Consider the following 19,778-nt stretch of genomic DNA (forward strand, 5'->3'; position numbering starts at 1 on the left):
GGGCTGTCACGGGTACCGCTTGAAGCAGCGGTTCTCGTCGCCGAGCACACCGGTGCGGAATGCGTCGATCCGGGAGAAGCCTGACGGCACCGACTCGCCGTTGACATCGCCGGCCGCCAGGCCGTTGGTGAGCATGCCGGACACCGCCTCGTCGAGGTCTCCGGCCGCCAATTGGACGGTGTGCCCGTCGACGTTGATCTGCTCGGACATCTTGGTGGTGGCGACGCCCGTCAGGCATGCGGTGCGCAACGCGGCCGCCGCGTTGTCCAGAACCACGCCGCGCTGCTTTTGGATCGCGACCATGTAGCGCGACACCACCACCGAGTATGCGGTGTTGTCACCCAGCGGCAAGCCGAAGCCGCCCCGTTCTTCGCTTGGCGCGCCGAGCTTTTCGAGCCGTGGCAGATCGACGGCGATCGTGTTGGTCGCCGGGCAGTACGACGCGGGTGGGCTGGGCCGAGCATCGGGGCACGTGTCCGACGGGTCGAAGCTCAGCGTGGGCGGGCTGGCAGGGCTGAAGGCCTGCGTCATCGCGTCGACGATCGCGTGCACGGAATCCTCGCTGACCGGCCACTCGCCGGTGCTGTCTTGGGTCAGCGCCACCGGCAGATCGCCGCGGCGATGCTTGATCTCGTCCTTGTCGATGTGCGCGCATGCGTCGATGCCGTCGGTGAAACCGAACTGGAAGGCCGAAATGCGTTCGAAGGCCGAGCCGTGCTCGTCGGCGCCCGAACCTGATGCACTTGTCGACTGCAGCGGGTCACGCAACGAAATCACCGCTGCCAGAACGCTGTTGAGCCCTTCACCGGTGCTCATGGTGAACCGCGGCGATTTGTCCTCCGCCACCCAGCGCATGTACACGCCGGCGAAGCAGTCGGCCTGTTGTTCGGCGACCAACGACGGTGTGGCCGGGCCGGCCAGCAGGGCCCGGCGCTGCACCGCATGGCCGTACTCGTGGCCCAGCACCAGCGGAACGGAAATGTCACCGAAGGTCCTGCGAAGAATCGGCAGCAGCAGACCGCGGTCCCAGCCGATGGTGTTGTCGTCCCAGCAGTACACCGCGTTGACGAAGTCGTAGGTGTCGTGACCACAGAACCGACGAGTGCTGTATTCCGTTGCATCCCAGGAAATCACGGCGCTGGCTGGCTGAAACACGCCGTCCAGCGGCTTACGGTATGCGCCGTCCCAGAACTGTTCGACGTCGCTGACCGCCTGCACGGCCAGTTGGTCGTCTCTGTCGCCGTTGCCGCCGTCCGCCTGGCGGGTGGGCGCGGCGGCGTCGGGCCGCAGACCGGATGGTCCGTCTGTAGCGGGCAGACCAGCGACGCGGAACGGGTCGGCGAAGATCGAGACCGGTTTGCCGGTGAGCAGGTTCGTACAACCGCCGAGTGCCAGGGCGGCGCTGGCCGCAACGGCGGCGACGAGCGACAGTCGTCTCATGGCTACCTTTCCGGCTCGTCGCGTCGCGACTTGGTCAGCTGTCAGGATAGAGGGACACGCCGCGGATCGGGCGACGCCGCCAGTCGGCGCTCCCGGCGCCCATCGAGCCACGCGGTCATGACATCCGTTTCGTCGGCGTTTCGGCGGTGAGCCGGCGCAGTGCACCCAGGGCGGTATCGCGGTCGGTGGTAAACCAGAACGGCGGCAACGACTTTCGCAGGAAGGTGCCGTAGCGAGCGGTGGCCATCCTGGAGTCGAGGACAGCGATCACGCCCCTGTCGTCGATCCGGCGCAGCAGCCGGCCCGCTCCTTGTGCCAGCAGGAGCGCGGCGTGACTGGCCGCCACGGCCATGAACCCGTTTCCGCCCCGAGCGGTGACGGCTCGCTGGCGCGCTGTGAGCAACGGGTCGTCGGGACGGGGGAACGGAATCCGGTCGATGATCACCAAGGACAGCGACGGTCCCGGTACGTCGACGCCCTGCCATAACGAAAGCGTTCCGAACAGGGATGTTTGGGGATCGGCGGCGAACTGCTCGACAAGCGCTGCGGTGGCGTCGTCACCCTGGCACAGCACCGGCGTGGCGAGTCGCTCACGCATCTCCTCGGCCGCCGCTGCCGCCGCGCGCATCGACGAAAACAGTCCGAGCGTGCGGCCGCCTGCGGCCGAGATCAGTGCCGCGATCTCGGCCAGTTGCTCTGCGGAACCGGTGCCGTCCCGGCCAGGCGGCGGCAGGTGGCGGGCGACGTACAAGATGCCCGAACGCGCATGCGGGAAAGGCGATCCGACGTCGATGCCGCGCCAGCGGACGTCGGCATCGGTCAAACCCCAGTCTGCAGCGATCGCGTCGAACGACCCGCCCGCCGTCAGCGTCGCCGACGTGAGCACAGTGGTGGCCCCGCTGAACACGCCGCCGCGCAGCAGGCTCGCCACCGACAGCGGAGCCACCCGCAGCTGCACCTGCCCGCGGGTGTCGTCGCGAGCCAGCCAGACGACGTCGCTGCGCTCGGCAATGGGAACCTGGAACGAAACCAGGATCCGGGTGCAGGTGTCGGCGATGTCGTCGAGGGCGGCGATGGCCTCCGCGCGAGCGCTCGCGGCGCGCGGATCGCTGGCAGACGTCGGGACCGCACGACGCGCTGCGGCGGCCGCGTCGCGCAATGCGGCCAGATCCGCGGCGAGCCCGGTGTCGAGGTGATCGATGCGCCCCGCCGCGCTGTCCCGGACCGCCGAGGTCAACGCGGTCGCGGCCATGTCGAACCGTTCGGTGAGTTCGGTCGGCACCAGCCGGGCGATTCTGCGACCGGCAACGGTCAGCGGCGTGGCCGAAAGCTCCTGGGTGGCAACCGCTGTCATCTTGTCGACGAGTTCATGCGCCTCGTCGACGACGAGCGCGTCGTGTTCTGGAAGCACCGGCGCCTCCGAGATCGCATTGATCGCAAGCAACGCGTGGTTGGTGACCACGACATCGGCCTTCCCTGCCACCGCCCGCGCCTTCTCGGCGAAGCATTCGGTACCGAATGGGCAGCGCGCCGCGCCCAGACATTCTCGCGCCGACACGCTCACCTGGCCCCACGACCGGTCGGACACACCGGGTTTCAATTCGTCGCGGTCACCCGTCTCGGTGCTCGATGCCCATGTGGTCAGTCGCTGTACGTCGCGGCCCATTGCCGTGGTGGCCGTCGTCGTGAACAGCGCGTCGTCCTCGCCGTTAGCACCGCTTTCGGCCGCGCCGTTGTGAATCTTGTTCAGGCACAGGTAATTCCCCCGTCCCTTCAGAATCGCGAAGCTCGGGCGACGGGGAAGCAGGCCCTCCAGCGAATCGGCGAGTCGGGGCAGGTCGCGCTCGACAAGTTGACGCTGCAGGGCGATAGTGGCGGTGGAAACCACGACAGGACAATCTGTTTCGACAGCGCGAGCGATGGCCGGCACCAAGTACGCCAGTGACTTGCCGGTGCCGGTTCCGGCCTGCACGACAAGATGCTCCCCGGTGTCGAACGCCCGCTCCACCGCTTGAGCCATCGCGACCTGGCCAGCCCGCTCACTGCCGCCGAGGGCGTCGACTGCGGCGGCAAGCAGCTTTGTCACCGGAGCCGACGTGATTCCTCCCGCATCGAATCGGCGGCGATCACAACTCTGGTGGGGATGGCCGGCTCGCCGCGGGAGAGCTTCAAACCGTCCCACGGCAGGCTGGTCAACCCGTCCGCTACACGCGCGCGGGCGGCACCGAGGTCGTCCTCGACTACGGGTCGGCCGCTGCGAACCAGCGGCGCCGTCACAGCCCGGCACGGCTCGGTGGTCGGTGGCGGCCGGCCTGCCGGATACACGACTTCCTCGACGACGGTTCCGCTGGGCCGCGCCATCCGCATCGCCTCCTTGTGTCCGCCGTGAGATTGCTTGGCAGTGCTGCGCTTTTCGACGGGTATACCGTCGACTTCTACGAGCTTGTACACCATCTGGGCGGTGGGCGCTCCTGAGCCGGTGACCAACGACGTGCCCACGCCGTAGCTGTCGACGGGCTCGGCGCGCAACGCGGCGATCGCGAACTCGTCGAGATCTCCGGAGACCACGATGCGGGTATGCCGGGCCCCCAGGTCGTCGAGCTGACGACGGACTTGGCGGGCCAGCACACCGAGGTCACCCGAGTCGATCCGAACGCCGCCCAACGACGTGCCGGCGACCTCTACCGCATTGGCCACCCCGCCGGTGATGTCGTACGTGTCGACGAGCAGCGTGGTGTCGACGCCGAGCGCGTCGACCTGAGCGCGAAAGGCCGCTCGCTCGTCGGGTCCGGCTGCGGTGCTGTGCAGCAAGGTGAACGCGTGCGCGCTGGTCCCCAGTGCAGGCACGCCGTAGCGGTGTTGAGCAGCCAGATTCGACGATCCGGCGAAACCGGCGATGTATGCTGCCCGCGCGGCGGCGACCGCCGCTTGCTCGTGCGTTCGCCGGGAACCCATCTCGATGATCGGGCGGCCTTCGGCGGCGCTCACCATTCGTGCCGCCGCAGAAGCTATTGCGGTGTCGTGGTTGAGGATCGACAACGCAAGCGTTTCCAGCACCACGCATTCGGCAAAGGTGCCGCGGACGGTCAGCACGGGCGATCCAGGAAAGTAGAGTTCGCCTTCGCGATAACCGTCGACGTCACCGCCGAACCGGTAGCCGGCCAGGTAGTCGAGGGTTTCGGGGTCGAGAAACGACTGCACCGCGCTCAGGGCGGCGTCGTCAAAACGCAACGAGGCCAACGCTTCCAACAATCGGCCGGTGCCGCCGACCACTCCGTAGCGGCGGCCTTCCGGCAGCCGTCGGGCGAACAGCTCGAACGTCGTCTGCCGGTGCGCGGTGCCGTCGCGCAGCGCCGCCGAAAGCATGGTCAGCTCGTACTTGTCGGTCAGCAGCGCGGTCGGCTCCGGCGGAGTGCTCACGCGGTAACCGTATCGGCTCGAGGGTGCTGAGCCGGACAGATTATCTGTCGGTGTGCGTCGGTATTCTTGACGCATGGTTACGCCAGCGCGGACCCGTCCGGGAACTCGCGAGGACGTCGGTGCCGAGTCCGTCGACTCCGCCGACACGCCGTGGATCACCATCGTGTGGGACGACCCCGTCAACCTGATGACCTACGTGACCTATGTGTTCCAGAAGCTGTTCGGGTACAGCGAACCGCACGCCACCAAGCTGATGCTGCAGGTCCACAACGAAGGCAAGGCGGTGGTGTCGTCGGGCAGCAGGGAGGCGATGGAAGCCGACGTGTCGAAGCTTCACGCCGCCGGGCTGTGGGCCACCCTGCAGCGAGATCGCTGACCGGCACAGGGCGACGGACCGACGGTGCGCAAATGGAAGCGGGTCGACACCGCCGATGGCCCACGCTTTCGGACCGCCTTGGCCGTGCACGAGGCATCGATGTTGCACAGCTTGGTGCGATCGATGCTCGACATGCTCGACGAGCGTGAATCGTCGGCTCCTGCAGACGAACTCGAGCAGATCACCGGAATCAAGGCCGGTAACCCGCAGCGCCCGCAGGACGCCACGATGCGTCGGCTGCTTCCGGATTTCTACCGCGCGGAAAGCAACCATCCGGCCGGCTCGGCCGCGGTGGAAAGCTTGAACGCGGCGCTGCGCAGCCTGCACGAGCCGGCGATCATCGCGGCCAAGCGCGAGGCCGGTGAGCGGATGCTGGCCACGGTGCCGGCCGACGGTGGTCGCTTCGAGTTGAGCCGCGACGACGCCAACGCGTGGGTGGCCGCGGTCAACGACATCCGGCTGGCATTGGGCACCATGCTGGGCATCGGTCCCGACGGCCCGGAGCGGCTGCCTGACGATCACCCGCTGGCCGGACATTTCGAGGTCTACCAGTGGCTGACGGTGATGCAGGAATACCTGGTGCTGGCGTTGATGGGGCGGCGCTGAGTGGCACCCGACGCGACCGGCGCGGGGTCGCTCACCGATGTAGGCGGCGTTCTGGTCGGCCACTACCACCGGATCGACGACGCCGCTTCGATGGGCGCCGGCTGGGCCACCGGCACCACCGTGGTGCTGCCGCCGGCGGGCACGGTCGCCGCGGTGGAGGTCCGCGGCGGAGCGCCGGGCACCCGAGAAACCGATCTGCTCGACCCCGCGAACACCGTGCGCTACGTGGACGCGGTGGTGCTGACCGGGGGCAGCGCCTACGGGTTGACTGCCGCCGACGGGGTGATGCGCTGGCTGGAGGAGCATGGCCGCGGCATCGTGATGAACGCAGACGACGACGATCACGTGGTGGTGCCGATCGTGCCGGCCGCGGTGATCTACGACCTCGTCGTCGGCGATTGGCGGTACCGGCCCACCGCCGAATTCGGCTACTACGCGGCACAAGCCGCGGTGGCGGAAACGGCCGTCGGTTCGGTGGGCGCTGGTGCCGGGGCACGCGCCGGGGTGCTCAAGGGCGGGATCGGCACAGCATCGACCACGCTGGACGGGGGTGTCACGGTCGGCGCACTGGTCGTGGTCAACTCCGTCGGTGATGTGATCGATCCGGCGACGGGACTGCCGTGGACCAATTTCGTGACCGCCGAGCTGGGGCTGTCGGCCCCGCCAAAGGACCAGGTGGCCGGGTTCGGCGCGCTGGTCGCCGAACACGACCGGTACGCCAAGGCGTTCAACAGCACGATCGGCGTGGTGGCCACTGACGCCGCGCTGTCGACGGCATCGTGCCGACGCGTCGCGATCATGGCGGCCGACGGGCTTGCGCGCGCGATCCGACCGTCGCATTCGCCGTTGGACGGCGACGCCGTATTCGCCTTGGCGACCGGCGCGGTCGACGTGCCGGCCACCGGCAAGCTGCCCGCGTCGATGTCGGACGAGGCGGAGCTGACAGGAGCGGTCGGGGCCGCCGCAGCCGACTGCATGGCCGTCGCTGTGGTGCGGGCGGTGACCTCCGCCAGCGCGGTCGCCGGAATACCCACCTATCGTGACGTGTTGCCGGGGGCGTTCACGTGAAAAGGACCGCAGGGGTGCGGACGCGAGGAGCAAGACAGTGCTGGTGATTCGTGCCGATCTCGTCGACGCGATGGTCGCGCATGCCCGCGCCGACCATCCGGACGAGGCGTGCGGTGTGATCGCCGGGCCGCAGACCTCCGACCGGCCCGAGCGCCACATCCCGATGACCAATGCCGAGCGCTCGCCGACGTTCTACCGCTTCGACTCGGGTGAGCAGCTCAAGGTGTGGCGCCAAATGGACGAGGCCGACGAGGTGCCCGTCGTCATCTACCACAGTCACACCGCCACCGAGGCTTACCCCAGCCGCACCGACGTCAAGCTCGCCGCCGAACCGGACGCACATTACGTGCTGATCTCGACGCGCGACCCGGACCGCCACGAGCTTCGCAGTTATCGCATCGTCGACGGCGTCGTGACCGAGGAGCCGGTGACCGTCGTCGACTCCTACGAAAGCATCGCTGAAGGAGCACCACAATGACCGTGAGCGTCTCGATCCCGACGATTCTGAGGAACCACACCGGCGGGGAGAAGCGCGTCACCGCTCAGGGCAACACCCTCCAGGCGGTGATTTTGGATTTGGAGTCCAACTACTCCGGCATCTCCGAACGGCTTGTCGACAACGGCAAGCTGCACCGCTTCGTCAATATCTACGTCAACGACGAGGACGTGCGCTTCTCCGGCGGCCTGGACACCGAGATCAACGACGGCGATACGGTGACGATCCTGCCGGCAGTCGCTGGCGGATGACCCGTTACAACTCGCTGCTGCAGGCACTCGGCAACACGCCGCTGGTCGGGCTGCCGCGGCTGTCGCCGAAGTGGGACGACCCTGACCACGTGCGGCTGTGGGCCAAGCTCGAGGACCGCAATCCCACCGGCTCGATCAAGGACCGGCCCGCATTGCGGATGATCGAAGAGGCTGAACGCCAAGGAGTGCTGTCGCCGGGGTCGACGATCCTCGAGCCCACCAGTGGCAATACCGGGATCTCGCTGGCGATGGCGGCACGGCTCAAGGGCTACCAGCTGATCTGCGTGATGCCGGAGAACACGTCGATCGAGCGCCGCCAGTTGCTGGAGCTGTACGGCGCGCGCATCATCTTCTCGCCGGCCGAGGGCGGCTCCAACACTGCCGTGGCGCGGGCCAAGGAATTGGCTGCGCAGAATCCGTCGTGGGTGTTGCTGTACCAGTACGGCAACCCCGCCAACACCGCGTCGCACTACGAGGGCACCGGGCCGGAGCTGCTCGCCGACCTGCCGGAGATCACACACTTCGTCGCGGGCCTGGGCACCACCGGAACGCTGATGGGCACGGGCCGGTTCCTGCGCGAAAATGTGCCCGGCGTCCAGATCGTCGCCGCGGAACCTCGCTACGGCGAGGGCGTTTACGCGCTGCGCAATATCGACGAGGGTTTCATCCCCGAGTTGTACGACCCCGAGGTACTCACCACCCGGTACTCGGTCGGTTCCGCTGACGCGGTGCGGCGCACCCGCGAATTGGTCGACACCGAAGGCATTTTTGCGGGCATCTCCACCGGAGCGGTGCTGCACGCCGCGCTGGGCATGGCGGGCAAGGCCGTCAAGGCGGGGCAGCGTGCCGACATCGCGTTCGTGGTGGCCGACGCCGGGTGGAAGTATCTGTCGACCGGTGCCTACGCCGGTAGCCTGGACGAAGCCGAGGACGCGCTGGAAGGGCAGCTATGGGCATGATCGGGCCGGGAGGTGGCACCTCGCCGGCACCGGTGCGGCAGACGAAGAAGCGGTCCGTGACGCTGACAGGCGGCGTCACCATCGTCACGTTCGTCGCATTGCTCTACGTCGTCGAGTTGATCGACACGCTCAACCGCCACGATTTGGACGACAACGGCATCCGGCCCCTGGAAACCGACGGACTCTGGGGCATCATCTGGGCCCCGCTGTTGCATGCCAACTGGGACCACTTGATCGCCAATACCGGGCCGGCTCTGGTGCTCGGGTTCTTGATGACACTCGCCGGGTTGGCGCGGTTCGTCTACGCGACCGCCATCGTCTGGGTCGTCGGGGGATTCGGCACCTGGCTGATCGGCAACGTGGGAAAACCGGCGTACGTGCCGGAGACCAACCACATCGGCGCCTCCGGTCTGATCTTCGGCTGGCTTGCGTTCCTGGTCGTGTTCGGTTGGTTCACCAGGCGGATCTGGGAAATCATGATCGGGGTGCTGGTGCTGTTCGCGTACGGCACCGTGCTGCTCGGCGTGCTGCCAGGCACCTTCGGGGTCTCCTGGCAGGGCCATTTATGCGGAGCGATCGCGGGAGTGTTTGCCGCCTACGTGCTATCCGGCCCTGAGCGCAAGGCGCGCGAACAACGCCGTCGGAAGGCGACGCCATACCTGACGTCGTGACATCGCGATTCGCGCCCATCGGCATCTTCGATTCCGGGGTGGGCGGTCTGACGGTCGCCCGCGCCATCATCGACCAGTTGCCCGACGAGGACGTCATCTACATCGGTGACACTGCGAACGGGCCGTACGGCCCGCTGACCATTCCTCAGGTGCGGTCGCACGCGCTGGCCATCGGCGACGACCTGGTGGCCCGCGGCGTGAAAATTCTGGTGATCGCGTGCAACACCGCGTCGGCGGCGTGCCTGCGCGACGCCCGCGAACGCTACGACGTGCCGGTGGTCGAGGTGATCCTGCCTGCCGTTCGCCGGGCCGTCGCCACGACGCGCAATGGACGCATCGGCGTTATCGGCACCGAGGCGACGATCGGCTCCGGCGCCTATCAGGACGCGTTCGCCGCGGCCCGCGACACCGTCGTCACGGGTGTGGCCTGCCCGCGCTTCGTCGACTTCGTCGAGCGGGGAGTCACCAGCGGGCGGCAGGTGCTCGGCCTGGCCGAGGGGTATCTGGAGCCGCTGCAGCGCGCCGGCGTCGACACCCTGGTTCTGGGCTGCACCCACTACCCGTTGCTGTCCGGCTTGATCCAACTCGTGATGGGCGATGCGGTCACGTTGGTGTCGAGCGCCGAAGAGACCGCGAAGGACGTCGTGCGTGTGCTCACCGAGCTGGATCTGTTGCGTCCGCACGACGCGCCGCCGGCGGCACGGGTGTTCGAAGCGACCGGTGAGCCCGACGCGTTCACAAAGCTTGCGGCACGGTTCTTGGGCCCGGCGTTGGATGGTGTGCGCCCGGTCAGGCATCACGTTGGCTCGCGGACCTGAGACTGCCCACTTGGTCCGAGCGTTTTGCTGCGATGTCTTCGTCAACAGCAGTTGCGGCGTGGCAAGCTAGTGGCTGTGCGAATCACCGTGCTCGGCTGCTCCGGCAGCGTCACCGGACCTGATTCGCCGGCGTCGGGCTATCTGCTGACGGCACCGGGCGCTCCTCCGTTGGTCATCGACTTCGGCAATGGGGTGCTGGGCGCGCTGCAGCGCCACGCCGATCCCAACGCGGTGCATGTGCTTCTGTCTCATCTGCACGCCGACCACTGCATCGACCTGCCGGCGTTGTTCGTGTGGCGGCGCTACCACCCGGTGCCCGCGGTCGGCAAGGCGTTGATGTACGGACCGAGCGACACCTGGTCGCGGCTGGCTCAGGCCTCGTCTCCGTTCGGAGGCGAGGTCGACGACTTCTCCGACATCTTCGACGTGCGGCACTGGAATGACGGCGAAGAAGTGGAGTTCGGATCAGTGAGAGTGCTGCCGCGGGCAGTCGCTCATCCCACCGAGGCGTACGGGCTGCGGTTCACGGACGACTCGGGAGCGGTGTTCACGTTCAGCGGCGACACCGGCATGTGCGACGCGATCGTGGATCTGGCGCGGGGTGCCGACGTGTTCCTATGCGAGGCGTCGTGGACGCATGCGCCGGGAAAGCGCCCCGAGCATCTGCATCTGTCCGGCACCGAGGCGGGCCAGATCGCGACGCTGGCCGGGGTGGGGGAGTTGCTGCTCACTCACATCCCGCCGTGGACGTCGCGGGAGGACATCATCACGGAGGCCAAAGCGGAATTCGACGGTCCGGTGCGGGCCGTCGTGTGCCAGGAGACGTTCGAGGTCAGCCGGTAGATGTCGAGCCGAGAGGATGGCCGCCTCGACGACGAGCTGCGGCCCGTCACCATCACGCGGGGCTTCACGTCTCACCCTGCGGGCTCGGTGCTCGTCGAGTTCGGCGAGACCAGAGTGATGTGCACAGCCAGCGTCATCGACGGGGTTCCGCGGTGGCGCAAGGGAACCGGCGCCGGCTGGCTGACCGCGGAGTACGCGATGCTGCCGGCGGCTACGCACACCCGCTCGGACCGGGAGTCGGTGAAGGGCCGTCTCGGCGGGCGGACCCAGGAGATCAGCCGGTTGATCGGCCGGTCGCTGCGGGCGTGCATCGACTTGGCCGCATTGGGTGAGAACACCATCGCGCTCGACTGCGACGTGTTGCAGGCCGACGGCGGCACCCGCACCGCGGCGATCACCGGCGCGTACGTCGCGCTGGCCGACGCGGTCACCTATCTGTCGGCGGCCGGCAAGTTGTCGGACCCCAGACCGCTGTCGTGCATGATCGCCGCCGTGAGCGTGGGGGTGGTCGACGGGCGGATTCGCGTGGATCTGCCGTACGAGGAGGACGCGCGCGCCGAAGTCGACATGAACGTCGTCGCCACCGACACCGGAACACTCGTGGAAGTCCAGGGCACCGGCGAGGGTGCGACGTTCCCGCGCTCGACGCTGGACAAGCTGCTGGACGCGGCGCTGGGTGCCACGGAGAAGTTGTTCGACATCCAGCGGGCGGCGTTGGAATTGCCGTATCCCGGCGTGCTGCCGGAGCGCCCGCCGCCGAAGAAGGCGTTCGGCAGCTGAGGTGACCCGGCTGCTCGTGGCGAGCCGCAACGCCAAGAAGTTGGCGGAACTGCGGCGGGTGCTGGATGCGGCGGGGTTGGCGTTCGCCCTGCTGTCGCTGTCCGACGTGCCGGCGTTCGACGAGGCACCCGAAATCGGTGCGACGTTCGAGGAGAATGCGTTGGCCAAGGCGCGCGACGCGTTCGCCGCGACGGGGTTGCCGTCGGTGGCCGACGACTCCGGGCTCGAGGTGGACGCGTTGAACGGAATGCCGGGCGTGCTGTCGGCGCGCTGGTCGGGCTCTCACGGTGACGATGTTGCGAACAATGCGTTGTTGCTGGCTCAAATGCGCGACGTTCCGCTTGAGCGGCGGGGCGCCGCGTTCGTCTCGGCATGTGCCTTGGTGCACGCCACCGGTGAGGTGGTGGTGCGCGGGCGGTGGCCGGGACGGATCGCGAGCGCGCCTCGCGGTGACGGCGGCTTCGGCTATGACCCGATCTTCATCCCCGACGGACTCGAGTGCAGTGCGGCCGAGCTCAGTCCGTCCGAGAAGGATGCTCGGTCGCATCGCGGCCGGGCGCTGGCCGCTCTCGTGCCGGCGTTGCGGGCGCTCGCCCACTCCTAGCTCCGGGCTACACCGTGAACTTGTCTTTGACCTCTCGAGTGCGGACGTGCTCGACGATGATGCCGAGCAGCGGGATCGTTCCGGCGAGCAGGGTGCCGACAGTGGTCCACAGCGGCCAGCGGACCTTGACGGCGAGATTGAGCGTTGCGAGCAGGTAGACGAAATAGACCCAGCCGTGCACGACACCGATCCACGACGGCGGGTTGTCCACCTGTACGAGGTACTTGACGACGATCTCGTAGCACAAGGCGATGAGCCAGATGCCCGTCGCCCACGCCATCACCCGGTAAGCGTTAAGGGCCGTGCGGATCTTGCTTGTCTCCGTGCTGCTTTCAGCGGTCATCGAATGGTCCTGTCGTGTCTCTTGTCGGCTTCGGCGAGTTCGGCTAGGTAGGCGTTGTATTCGGCGAGTGTGGGGTCTTGCGGTTCTTCGCGCGTCGGTTTTGGGCGCTCGGGTAGAAGATGTGGCGGGATCTCTGTCACCGTGTCGGGCTTGTGCAGCTGCGGCGGCTCTTCCTCGTAGCGGACGAACTTGCGGTAGGCATAGACGACGAACGCTGCGAACACCGGCCACTGCAGGGCGTAGCCCAGGTTCTGGCCGGTGCCGGAAGCGGACTCATAGCGTTGCCATTGCCACCACCCGAGCGCGAGGCAGGCCGCGGCGGCGACGATCACCAGCAGGATCAGCGCCGGCCTTCGACGCCGTGTAGTGGGCATATCTTGACGGTACCGCTGCGCTCTTCGGCCCGACGACTTCGTCCTCACCTGCGCGAACGTGAACTGGTTGCGCCGACACGCCGGGGCGGACCGCAACCAGTTCACATTCGCGAAGTCGGGCCGTCTGCTGCAAAGCGGTACGATCGCGAAGCCGCGGGCGTGGTGAAATTGGCATACACGCGGGGTTTAGGTCCCCGTGCTCGCAAGAGCGTGAGGGTTCGAGTCCCTCCGCCCGCACTCTCAGCTCGATAGCCTTCTCATCCCGTCGGAAAGCCGTTACTACTGGCCGTGGCTCGACCGCGACCACGATGGCATCGGCTGGGAGAAGAGCTAGCCGACGGTTGTGCCCACTGAGAAGCGACAGTCGCGATGGTCAAGTGCGCCGCACTCCGCGGTCCAAGACGGAGGCCTCGAAGTAGCTGGCCCGCGGCGGGTAGTGGCGTTTGGGGGCCTTCGTCCGCGGCGTGCGCGTACGCCAATGTGGCAATTCGATACCTGCGAGCGTCATCGGACTGACCTTTCGTGTCGGCGTTCGATGACGTCGAAGCTATGTGCGGTCAGCGGCGGTGGCGTGCGTAGTCGACTACCCCACTGGTGTCGTCGGAAACTGCGTCACGGCTGAGCCGACTGCTGCTGAGCGGCCTGTCGCGCGAGCCGGTCGTTGTGAATCCGGACCAGTTCCCGGAACCCCAGCCGGTGGTATTTGGGCACCGGCTGGATGCCCCACTGGTCCTGCGCGGTGTCCTTCCCTTCAGCGCCCTCCGGCGGCCCCAGCACCGGATACGGGTACTTGCACTCCAGCGTGTCGTCGGAGTACCGCACCTTCAGCAACTCGCTGCAGATCTCGGTCAGGCTCAACGTCGGATAGCCGTAGTAGATCGCCATGAAGGGGAGCGTGAACGCGCCTTCGATGACGAGCGCAACGAGGCACACCAGGACCGCCCGCTTGATCCACTTGTGCATGCGGGCGTAGTACGGGGTGGTGCCCGGCGGGAGCTCGGCGGCCTTGTCTTGTGCAGCGGTGGGGGACGACGTTGTCATGCGGTGCTCCTTCGAGAAGCCTTCAGTCCGAGAAGATTTCGCGGTTGACGGTGTGCAGGTAGGGGATTGCGAGGAAGGGGGTGATGTAGAAGATGTCGTAGAGCCACCAGCCGATGACCGGGAAGACGACGCCGGCGTAGCGCACGTCGGCGTACATGGTCATGTTGAACACGTAGCCGATCCAGATCACCGCGCCCATCCAGCAGGTAATCACCATCCACTGGTGGCCCCACCGCTTCATCTGCAGAAACCCGATAGCGGCAGCGCACCTCATCGAGAAAACGGTGAGGATGAGCCCAGCGACCCAAGCTTTTTCGCCGGGGCCGGCCGCCCCGCCCACCCACAGCTCGTTGTAGTGCCAGAAGTAGCCGCCGTCGAACATCGCGCCCCAGCCGACCATCAGCACCCGGTTGATCAACGTGTGGTTCGCGACGAGGTCAAGCGCCCAGCCGAGGCTGTTGAGCGCGCCGTCGATCAACACCAAGTAACCGATCAGCGTGACGATCATCGGCCGAACCGACAGCCCGGCGCGAAGAGCCTCACGCTGCAACCACACTCCGCGCATGAAGATCGGAAATCCGACAATCCCCGGCGCCCACATTCCCATCAACGCCGCACCGGCGATCATCCACTTGTCGGCTCGGCGCTGGGCGTGGCGGGACGCGTCCTCATGCTCGTCGAGGCCCACAGCGCCCGAACGACGATGCAGCAGGGGCACATTCACAGCTCCCACCAACCCCGGGCGAACGACATATAGAGCTGGATGAGAAACATCACCAGCAGATAGCCGTAGATGAATAACTGAAAGACGATGAGCGCTCTCTTGCGCTTGCGTTCCTGCTGGTCCATCGTCGGCGCCCCTTTCTAGTGGTTGGTGAGCAAGCTCGCGGCGGCGATCTCCCGCAGCCCGTCGTGGATGGCTCCGTCAGTAGTCAGCGGCGCGAGGATGCATGCTTCTGCCGCCTCCATTTCGCGCGCGCCGGCGGCGATCAGCTGGGCCGCGGTCACCAATGCACGAGTCGACGGCGGCTCGAAGTGGAAGACTTGATCCGCAGTGCGGATCGCGTTGGCGCACTGGACAAGTCGCCTGGCCGTCGACAGCTCCACCCCCGACTCCGCGACCACCACCTCCGCCTCTCGTTCGGGCGGCAGGTAATTCATGGGCAGTGTGGCGAACCGTTGCCGAAACGACGGTTTCAGTTCCTTCAGCGAGCTCCGGTACGCCGGGTTGTACGAGCACACGAGCATGAACGAATCCGGTGCTTCGACGACCTCGCCCGCTCGGTCCAGGTACAGGCAGCGCCGATGGTCGGTCAGCGAATGCAAAATTGCCAGGGAGTCGTGGCGCGCCTCGACCACTTCGTCGAGGTAGCAGATCGCCCCGGCCTTGACCGCCTTGGTCAGCGGCCCGTCGGTCCACACCACGTCGCCGCCCGCCACCATGAATCGGCCGACGAGGTCGGAGCTGGTGAGGTCGTCGTGGCAGCTGATGGTGACCACAGGCCGTTCGAGCAGCAGACCCATGTGCTCGACCAGCCGCGTCTTCCCACAACCCGTCGGTCCGGTGAGCATCACAGGTATGCGCTGGCGGTAGGCCCGCTCGAACAGCTGGACTTCGTTGCCGTTGGTCAGGTAGAGATCGGTTGTCATCTGTCCCCTCGGGTTTCGACGCTCATGCGGCGACCAGTTCCCGGTGCACATGTGCCAAGACGCGAGGCAGGTCTTCGACCCGCCGAATCCGTTGTGAGCGCCGGGGTCCGAACACCTCCGGCAGCGGATCGACTCGGGCGGGACCCACACCGACGTAGTAGACGGACACGCCCGCATCGTTGGCTTCTTCCACGGCGTGGGCTACGTCGGCCCACGCATAGCGGCCCTCGTAGCCCTCGTCGGACATCAGCCCGTCACCGATCACGATGAGCAGTCGCCGTTGCGACGGCTGGGCCAACAGCCTGCTCGTCAGGTGCCGCACCGGGGCGCCCAGCCTGGTGTAGCCGCCGGTCCTCAACCCCAGGCCGCTGGGCGCCACGAATCGTGCGTCGTGAAAGTCCTTGAGGCAGTGCACTTCGACGCGATGTCGCGTGTTGCCGGTGAATGCGAAGATGCCGTGTCGCTCCCGCGCGCGATTCATCGCTCGGGACAACGCGTCGGCGCACGCCAACTCCAGACGGAATATTCGGCCGCCGTGGACGCCCAACGACGAACTCGCGTCGAGCAATAGCGCTGTCGTGACGTCTCGGCCGCTGGGCAGCAACTCGCGAAAGATCAGCGGCTCTCTGGCTTCACCGCTCATCAAGTCGACGAAGTGGCTCACGTAGGAGTCGACGTCGAGGTCCGACCCGTCTTCGAGACGGTTGGTCATCGCGCGAAGTGTGTGCTCTTCGAACCACTTCCGTAGGTCGGCGAACACCGTCGTCGGCTCTGTCCGGTCGGTCCAGCGTGTGCGTTCGATGACGGCGACATGGTCCGGCAAGAAGCTGCGCGTCCACATGTTCCATTCCGGGTAGGGCACGCCTTGCCTGCGGCTCGGTGTGGCTTCGAGGTCGTCTTCTCGAGGCCTGCTGGGTGGGGGAAGGTTGGGATTGCGGACGCCGCCATCACCCCCGACCGGTACGGAATACATTCGGGGACGGCGCTTTTGAGCGCTGGTCCAGGGCATCCTGCCGAAACGGCGAATGGCATTTGGTAGCCCATGAGGGGTGACGGACGCCGACGGCAACGTGCCCAGGAGGGGATACTCCGGCAGCTCGTCTTTGGTGTGTGCCAGTTCGATCGCGCGGTCGAACATCGTGATGGCATCGGTGTCGCGGTCGGCGATCTCGAGATCGGGCAGCTGACGGCGCATCTCGGTTAGCAGCCCGGGCCAACGCGCCGCCACCCAACCCAGCGCGACGCTACCCTCGACGAGGCTCAGCGCGTGACGTTCACGCGCCGACAGGTCGCTCAATCGGTATTGGGCGACAAGATCTTTCGACGGCGAGCACTGCAGCGCGACTCCGCACGTCAACGTCCGTCGTGTCCAGTCCCGCGCCGGTGGATAGGGGACATGCACGACGGTCGATGCCGGGTTCAACCCGAAGCTGCGATGCTCGCCGGTCACCAGGCGCGCCCCCTCGCGACGCCGACCACTCAGGGCGGCCGCGGTCAACGAACAGCTGCGCTCGAGCGCCAGCGGATCAGCTGCAGCGACGTCGGGCACGGTTCAGAAGGTGCCGATGCTGGAGAACATCCAGTACCAGAACGCGATGATGAGACAGGTGCCGCCCCAGGCGGCGACGTATCGAAGAATCTCCCATATCCAGGTCATGATCAGGACCTCCTAACTGTCAGATGGCTGACGCTGGTCGGTGAGTGGAGTCAGTCGGAGAAGATTTCGCGATTGACGGTGTGCAGGTAGGGGATTGCGAGGAAGGGGGTGATGTAGAAGATGTCGTAGAGCCACCAGCCGATGACGGGGAAGACGACGCCGGCGTAGCGCACGTCGGCGTACATGGTCATGTTGAACACGTAGCCGATCCAGATCACCACGCCCATCCAGCAGGTGATCACCATCCACTGGTGGCCCCACCGCTTCATCTGCAAAAACCCGATAGCGGCTGCGATCCGCATCGTGAAGACGGTCAGGATGAGGCCGATCTCCCAGCCCTTTTCGCCGGGACCGGCCGCCCCGCCGATCCATAGCTCGTTGAAATGCCAGAAGTAACCGGCGTCGAACATGTTGCCCCAGCCGGTGAGAAGCACCCGGGCCAGCAGGGTGTGGTTAGCCACCATGTCGAGCGCCCAACCGACGGTGTTGATGGCGGCGTCGATGATCACCAGGTACCCGAGCAAGGTGACGAGCATCGGACGCACGGACAGCCCGGCGCGGTGGGCGCGGCGCAGCAGCCACACTCCACGAAGAAACAAGGGAAGCCCGAAGATGCCGAGCGCGGCGGTGCCGATGAGCATGCTGCCCGCGATCAACCACTTGTCGGCCTGCCGCTGCGCGAGCCGCGACTGCTCCATGTGCTCGTCGAAGCCGAGTCCGTCGGGCCGGGCGGACACAGCCCCCGCTTTGCGGCGTCGGGTCGACAACGGCAGATTCACGGCATCTACCTTCGGACAGATACTGACTTAAGTCAATCAGAATCCCATTTTTCAGCGTCGGCCCTGACGAATCTCGATGCTGCGCAGCGTTCTTGTGACGTAGTCGTCGAGCATCGCCTCGCGCGTCGGCCACGCGCTGGTGGTGGTCAACAGCGCATAGAGCCCGAGAAGGAAGAACACCGCGCTGTTCATGGGTGTCACTTCGGGGTCGACCTCACCACGCCGCTGCGCACGCTCGATCTCCTGAGCCACGGCGACGATCAAGGGGTGGTCCTTCTCGTTCTCGGACGGCGGCCGCGTCGGCGAGAAATGCAACGCCAAGAAATCCTTGAACAGTGCGTCGCCGAGTCGGCGCTCGAGGCCCACCACCAACCGGACCGCCTCTTGCAACGTGGAGGCCAGATCTGGCGCTGACTCTAAAAACCGCTTGATCTGCTTGGCAATTCGGTCTTCCTCGCGGCGCTCCAGCTCCAAAAGGACGTGTTCCTTGGTGGGGAAGTGGAAGAAGAAGGTGCCGTGGGCGACGCCGGCGGCGGTGACGATTGCGCTGACGTCGGCGTCGGCGATGCCGGAGCGTTTGAATTCAGCGACGGCTGCACCCATCAGACGTTCCCTGGTTTGCAGGCGCTTGGCTTCCCGTGCCGAGGGCCGGTCGAGCGTTGCCAATCTTCTCGCCCTTCTTCCGTAACTGCCGCGACCGTATCTCCTCCGCCTACGTCATCAGCTGCGGTCGGTCGCTCAATATTGACTTGAGTCAGTTTTCTACTTTAGATGAGCAGGTCCCGTCGTCGCGTTGTCTTCCGAGGAGCTTGCATGGCGCTTGAGCAATTCGACTTGGCGGGGCAGGTCGCGATCGTCACCGGTGCCGGCAAGGGCGTCGGTGAGGGCATCGCACGAGTCCTGGCCGAGGCCGGCGCGGCCGTTGTGGGCACGGCGCGCACGGAGTCGGACATCACGGCAACAATCGCCGACATCGAGAATGCAGGTGGAACCGGGCTTGCGGTTGTCGCCGACGCGATGAGTCGCGCGGACAGCGAACGCGTGGTGAACTCCGCGATGGAACGGTTCGGACGCATCGACATCCTGGTCAACAATGTCGGCGGCTCGACGTACGCGCGGTTTCTGGACATCACCGACGACGATTTCAGGCACACCTTCGACTGGTGCGTGACCTCCGCATTCGTCATGAGCCAGCTCGTCGCACCGCACATGCTGGCCGCCGGTCACGGCTCGATCGTCAACATCTCCTCCGGTGCTGCCCGATTCGGCATTCGCGCCCTGACCGCGTATTGCGTCGCCAAGGGCGCTCTGGAAGCGCTCACCCGAGCGATGGCACAGGAACTCGCGCCGAAGATCCGCGTCAATGCAATCGCGCTCGGATCGTTCGCTACGGCGGGGCTGCAGGGAAGTCTGGATCTGATGCCGGGGTCGCTGGAGAAGATGTTGGAAGCCACACCGCTGCACCGCCTCGGCGACGTCGAGGACTTGGGGCGGCTCACCGTGTATCTGGCGACCCGCGACTGCTACGCCACCAACGCGATCTTCCACGTGGACGGCGGCATCGACTCGAACAATTCGCCACTGCCCATACCGGACTACTAG

At 66.5% G+C, this 19,778-nt stretch carries 25 protein-coding genes and 1 tRNA gene; 13 read left to right on the forward strand and 13 right to left on the reverse strand.

Going from position 1 to position 19,778, the window contains the following annotated elements; translation table 11 throughout:
• Window positions 1–6: 6 nt before the first annotated feature.
• The 3 genes from AC5Y4N_RS13185 to AC5Y4N_RS13195 all read right to left on the reverse strand — a co-directional run bounded on the left by AC5Y4N_RS13185 (window position 7) and on the right by AC5Y4N_RS13195 (window position 4,806).
• Entirely contained in the window at window positions 7–1,440 is a 1,434-nt protein-coding gene (locus tag AC5Y4N_RS13185; protein WP_499909281.1) for a neutral zinc metallopeptidase, read from the reverse strand.
• A 115-nt stretch (window positions 1,441–1,555) separates the two neighbouring features.
• Complete coding sequence (locus tag AC5Y4N_RS13190) at window positions 1,556–3,526, reverse strand: ATP-dependent DNA helicase (protein WP_499909279.1); 1,971 nt, start codon at window positions 3,524–3,526, stop codon at window positions 1,556–1,558.
• Window positions 3,523–4,806 (reverse strand): nicotinate phosphoribosyltransferase, encoded by a 1,284-nt coding sequence (locus tag AC5Y4N_RS13195; protein WP_499909342.1) that lies wholly within the window; start codon window positions 4,804–4,806, stop codon window positions 3,523–3,525. Before AC5Y4N_RS13195 ends, AC5Y4N_RS13190 begins: the two co-directional genes overlap by 4 nt.
• A 127-nt stretch (window positions 4,807–4,933) precedes the next feature.
• On the opposite strand from AC5Y4N_RS13195, the gene clpS reads away from it, so the two are divergent.
• From clpS to rdgB, 11 genes are all read left to right on the forward strand, one after another.
• Window positions 4,934–5,236 (forward strand): ATP-dependent Clp protease adapter ClpS, encoded by a 303-nt coding sequence (gene clpS, locus AC5Y4N_RS13200; RefSeq protein ID WP_499909277.1) that lies wholly within the window; start codon window positions 4,934–4,936, stop codon window positions 5,234–5,236.
• A 24-nt stretch (window positions 5,237–5,260) separates the two neighbouring features.
• A complete protein-coding gene (aosR, locus tag AC5Y4N_RS13205; RefSeq protein WP_499909275.1) occupies window positions 5,261–5,842 on the forward strand; it encodes an oxidative stress transcriptional regulator AosR in 582 nt (193 codons plus the stop codon).
• Window positions 5,843–6,910: a P1 family peptidase gene (locus tag AC5Y4N_RS13210; RefSeq protein WP_499909272.1), complete on the forward strand. Its 1,068-nt coding sequence runs from the start codon at window positions 5,843–5,845 to the stop codon at window positions 6,908–6,910.
• Window positions 6,911–6,947: 37 nt separating this feature from the next.
• Window positions 6,948–7,388: a M67 family metallopeptidase gene (locus AC5Y4N_RS13215; protein WP_499909270.1), complete on the forward strand. Its 441-nt coding sequence runs from the start codon at window positions 6,948–6,950 to the stop codon at window positions 7,386–7,388.
• Window positions 7,385–7,657 (forward strand): MoaD/ThiS family protein, encoded by a 273-nt coding sequence (locus AC5Y4N_RS13220; protein WP_499909268.1) that lies wholly within the window; start codon window positions 7,385–7,387, stop codon window positions 7,655–7,657. Before AC5Y4N_RS13215 ends, AC5Y4N_RS13220 begins: the two co-directional genes overlap by 4 nt.
• A complete protein-coding gene (locus tag AC5Y4N_RS13225) occupies window positions 7,654–8,616 on the forward strand; it encodes a cysteine synthase (protein ID WP_499909265.1) in 963 nt (320 codons plus the stop codon). Before AC5Y4N_RS13220 ends, AC5Y4N_RS13225 begins: the two co-directional genes overlap by 4 nt.
• A complete protein-coding gene (locus AC5Y4N_RS13230; protein WP_499909263.1) occupies window positions 8,607–9,287 on the forward strand; it encodes a rhomboid family intramembrane serine protease in 681 nt (226 codons plus the stop codon). The genes AC5Y4N_RS13225 and AC5Y4N_RS13230 overlap by 10 nt, the downstream gene beginning before the upstream one ends.
• Window positions 9,284–10,105: a glutamate racemase gene (murI, locus tag AC5Y4N_RS13235; RefSeq protein WP_499909261.1), complete on the forward strand. Its 822-nt coding sequence runs from the start codon at window positions 9,284–9,286 to the stop codon at window positions 10,103–10,105. The genes AC5Y4N_RS13230 and murI overlap by 4 nt, the downstream gene beginning before the upstream one ends.
• Before the next feature lie 69 nt (window positions 10,106–10,174).
• A complete protein-coding gene (locus tag AC5Y4N_RS13240; RefSeq protein WP_499909259.1) occupies window positions 10,175–10,948 on the forward strand; it encodes a cyclic nucleotide-degrading phosphodiesterase in 774 nt (257 codons plus the stop codon).
• On the forward strand, window positions 10,949–11,728 hold the full coding sequence (gene rph / locus AC5Y4N_RS13245; RefSeq protein WP_499909257.1) for a ribonuclease PH: 780 nt from the start codon (window positions 10,949–10,951) through the stop codon (window positions 11,726–11,728).
• Window position 11,729: 1 nt separating this feature from the next.
• Entirely contained in the window at window positions 11,730–12,332 is a 603-nt protein-coding gene (gene rdgB, locus AC5Y4N_RS13250) for an RdgB/HAM1 family non-canonical purine NTP pyrophosphatase (protein WP_499909255.1), read from the forward strand.
• A gap of 7 nt (window positions 12,333–12,339) precedes the next feature.
• On the opposite strand, the gene AC5Y4N_RS13255 is transcribed toward rdgB, so the two are convergent.
• Complete coding sequence (locus AC5Y4N_RS13255) at window positions 12,340–12,675, reverse strand: DUF3817 domain-containing protein (protein WP_499909253.1); 336 nt, start codon at window positions 12,673–12,675, stop codon at window positions 12,340–12,342.
• Complete coding sequence (locus AC5Y4N_RS13260) at window positions 12,672–13,049, reverse strand: hypothetical protein (RefSeq protein ID WP_499909251.1); 378 nt, start codon at window positions 13,047–13,049, stop codon at window positions 12,672–12,674. The genes AC5Y4N_RS13255 and AC5Y4N_RS13260 overlap by 4 nt, the downstream gene beginning before the upstream one ends.
• Window positions 13,050–13,202: 153 nt before the next feature.
• Here AC5Y4N_RS13260 and AC5Y4N_RS13265 point away from each other — a divergent pair.
• Window positions 13,203–13,286, forward strand: a tRNA-Leu gene (locus AC5Y4N_RS13265).
• 136 nt (window positions 13,287–13,422) lie between these two features.
• On the opposite strand, the gene AC5Y4N_RS13270 is transcribed toward AC5Y4N_RS13265, so the two are convergent.
• The 8 genes from AC5Y4N_RS13270 to AC5Y4N_RS13305 form a co-directional block, all read right to left on the reverse strand.
• Window positions 13,423–13,557, reverse strand: coding sequence for a hypothetical protein (locus AC5Y4N_RS13270; RefSeq protein ID WP_499909249.1), 135 nt, complete (start codon window positions 13,555–13,557; stop codon window positions 13,423–13,425).
• 104 nt (window positions 13,558–13,661) lie between these two features.
• Window positions 13,662–14,090 carry a hypothetical protein gene (locus AC5Y4N_RS13275; RefSeq protein ID WP_499909247.1) on the reverse strand — a complete coding sequence of 143 codons (429 nt, stop codon included), beginning with the start codon at window positions 14,088–14,090 and terminating at the stop codon, window positions 13,662–13,664.
• A gap of 22 nt (window positions 14,091–14,112) precedes the next feature.
• Complete coding sequence (locus AC5Y4N_RS13280; protein ID WP_499909245.1) at window positions 14,113–14,814, reverse strand: hypothetical protein; 702 nt, start codon at window positions 14,812–14,814, stop codon at window positions 14,113–14,115.
• On the reverse strand, window positions 14,811–14,939 hold the full coding sequence (locus tag AC5Y4N_RS13285; protein ID WP_499909243.1) for a hypothetical protein: 129 nt from the start codon (window positions 14,937–14,939) through the stop codon (window positions 14,811–14,813). Before AC5Y4N_RS13285 ends, AC5Y4N_RS13280 begins: the two co-directional genes overlap by 4 nt.
• A 15-nt stretch (window positions 14,940–14,954) precedes the next feature.
• Complete coding sequence (locus AC5Y4N_RS13290; protein WP_499909241.1) at window positions 14,955–15,740, reverse strand: CbbQ/NirQ/NorQ/GpvN family protein; 786 nt, start codon at window positions 15,738–15,740, stop codon at window positions 14,955–14,957.
• A gap of 22 nt (window positions 15,741–15,762) precedes the next feature.
• Window positions 15,763–17,289 (reverse strand): nitric oxide reductase activation protein NorD, encoded by a 1,527-nt coding sequence (locus tag AC5Y4N_RS13295; protein WP_499909239.1) that lies wholly within the window; start codon window positions 17,287–17,289, stop codon window positions 15,763–15,765.
• A 158-nt stretch (window positions 17,290–17,447) separates the two neighbouring features.
• Entirely contained in the window at window positions 17,448–18,095 is a 648-nt protein-coding gene (locus AC5Y4N_RS13300) for a hypothetical protein (protein WP_499909340.1), read from the reverse strand.
• A gap of 132 nt (window positions 18,096–18,227) precedes the next feature.
• Complete coding sequence (locus AC5Y4N_RS13305; protein WP_499909237.1) at window positions 18,228–18,842, reverse strand: TetR/AcrR family transcriptional regulator; 615 nt, start codon at window positions 18,840–18,842, stop codon at window positions 18,228–18,230.
• 147 nt (window positions 18,843–18,989) lie between these two features.
• On the opposite strand from AC5Y4N_RS13305, the gene AC5Y4N_RS13310 reads away from it, so the two are divergent.
• A complete protein-coding gene (locus tag AC5Y4N_RS13310) occupies window positions 18,990–19,778 on the forward strand; it encodes an SDR family NAD(P)-dependent oxidoreductase (RefSeq protein WP_499909235.1) in 789 nt (262 codons plus the stop codon).

Source organism: Mycobacterium sp. NGS19 (genome assembly GCF_059813155.1).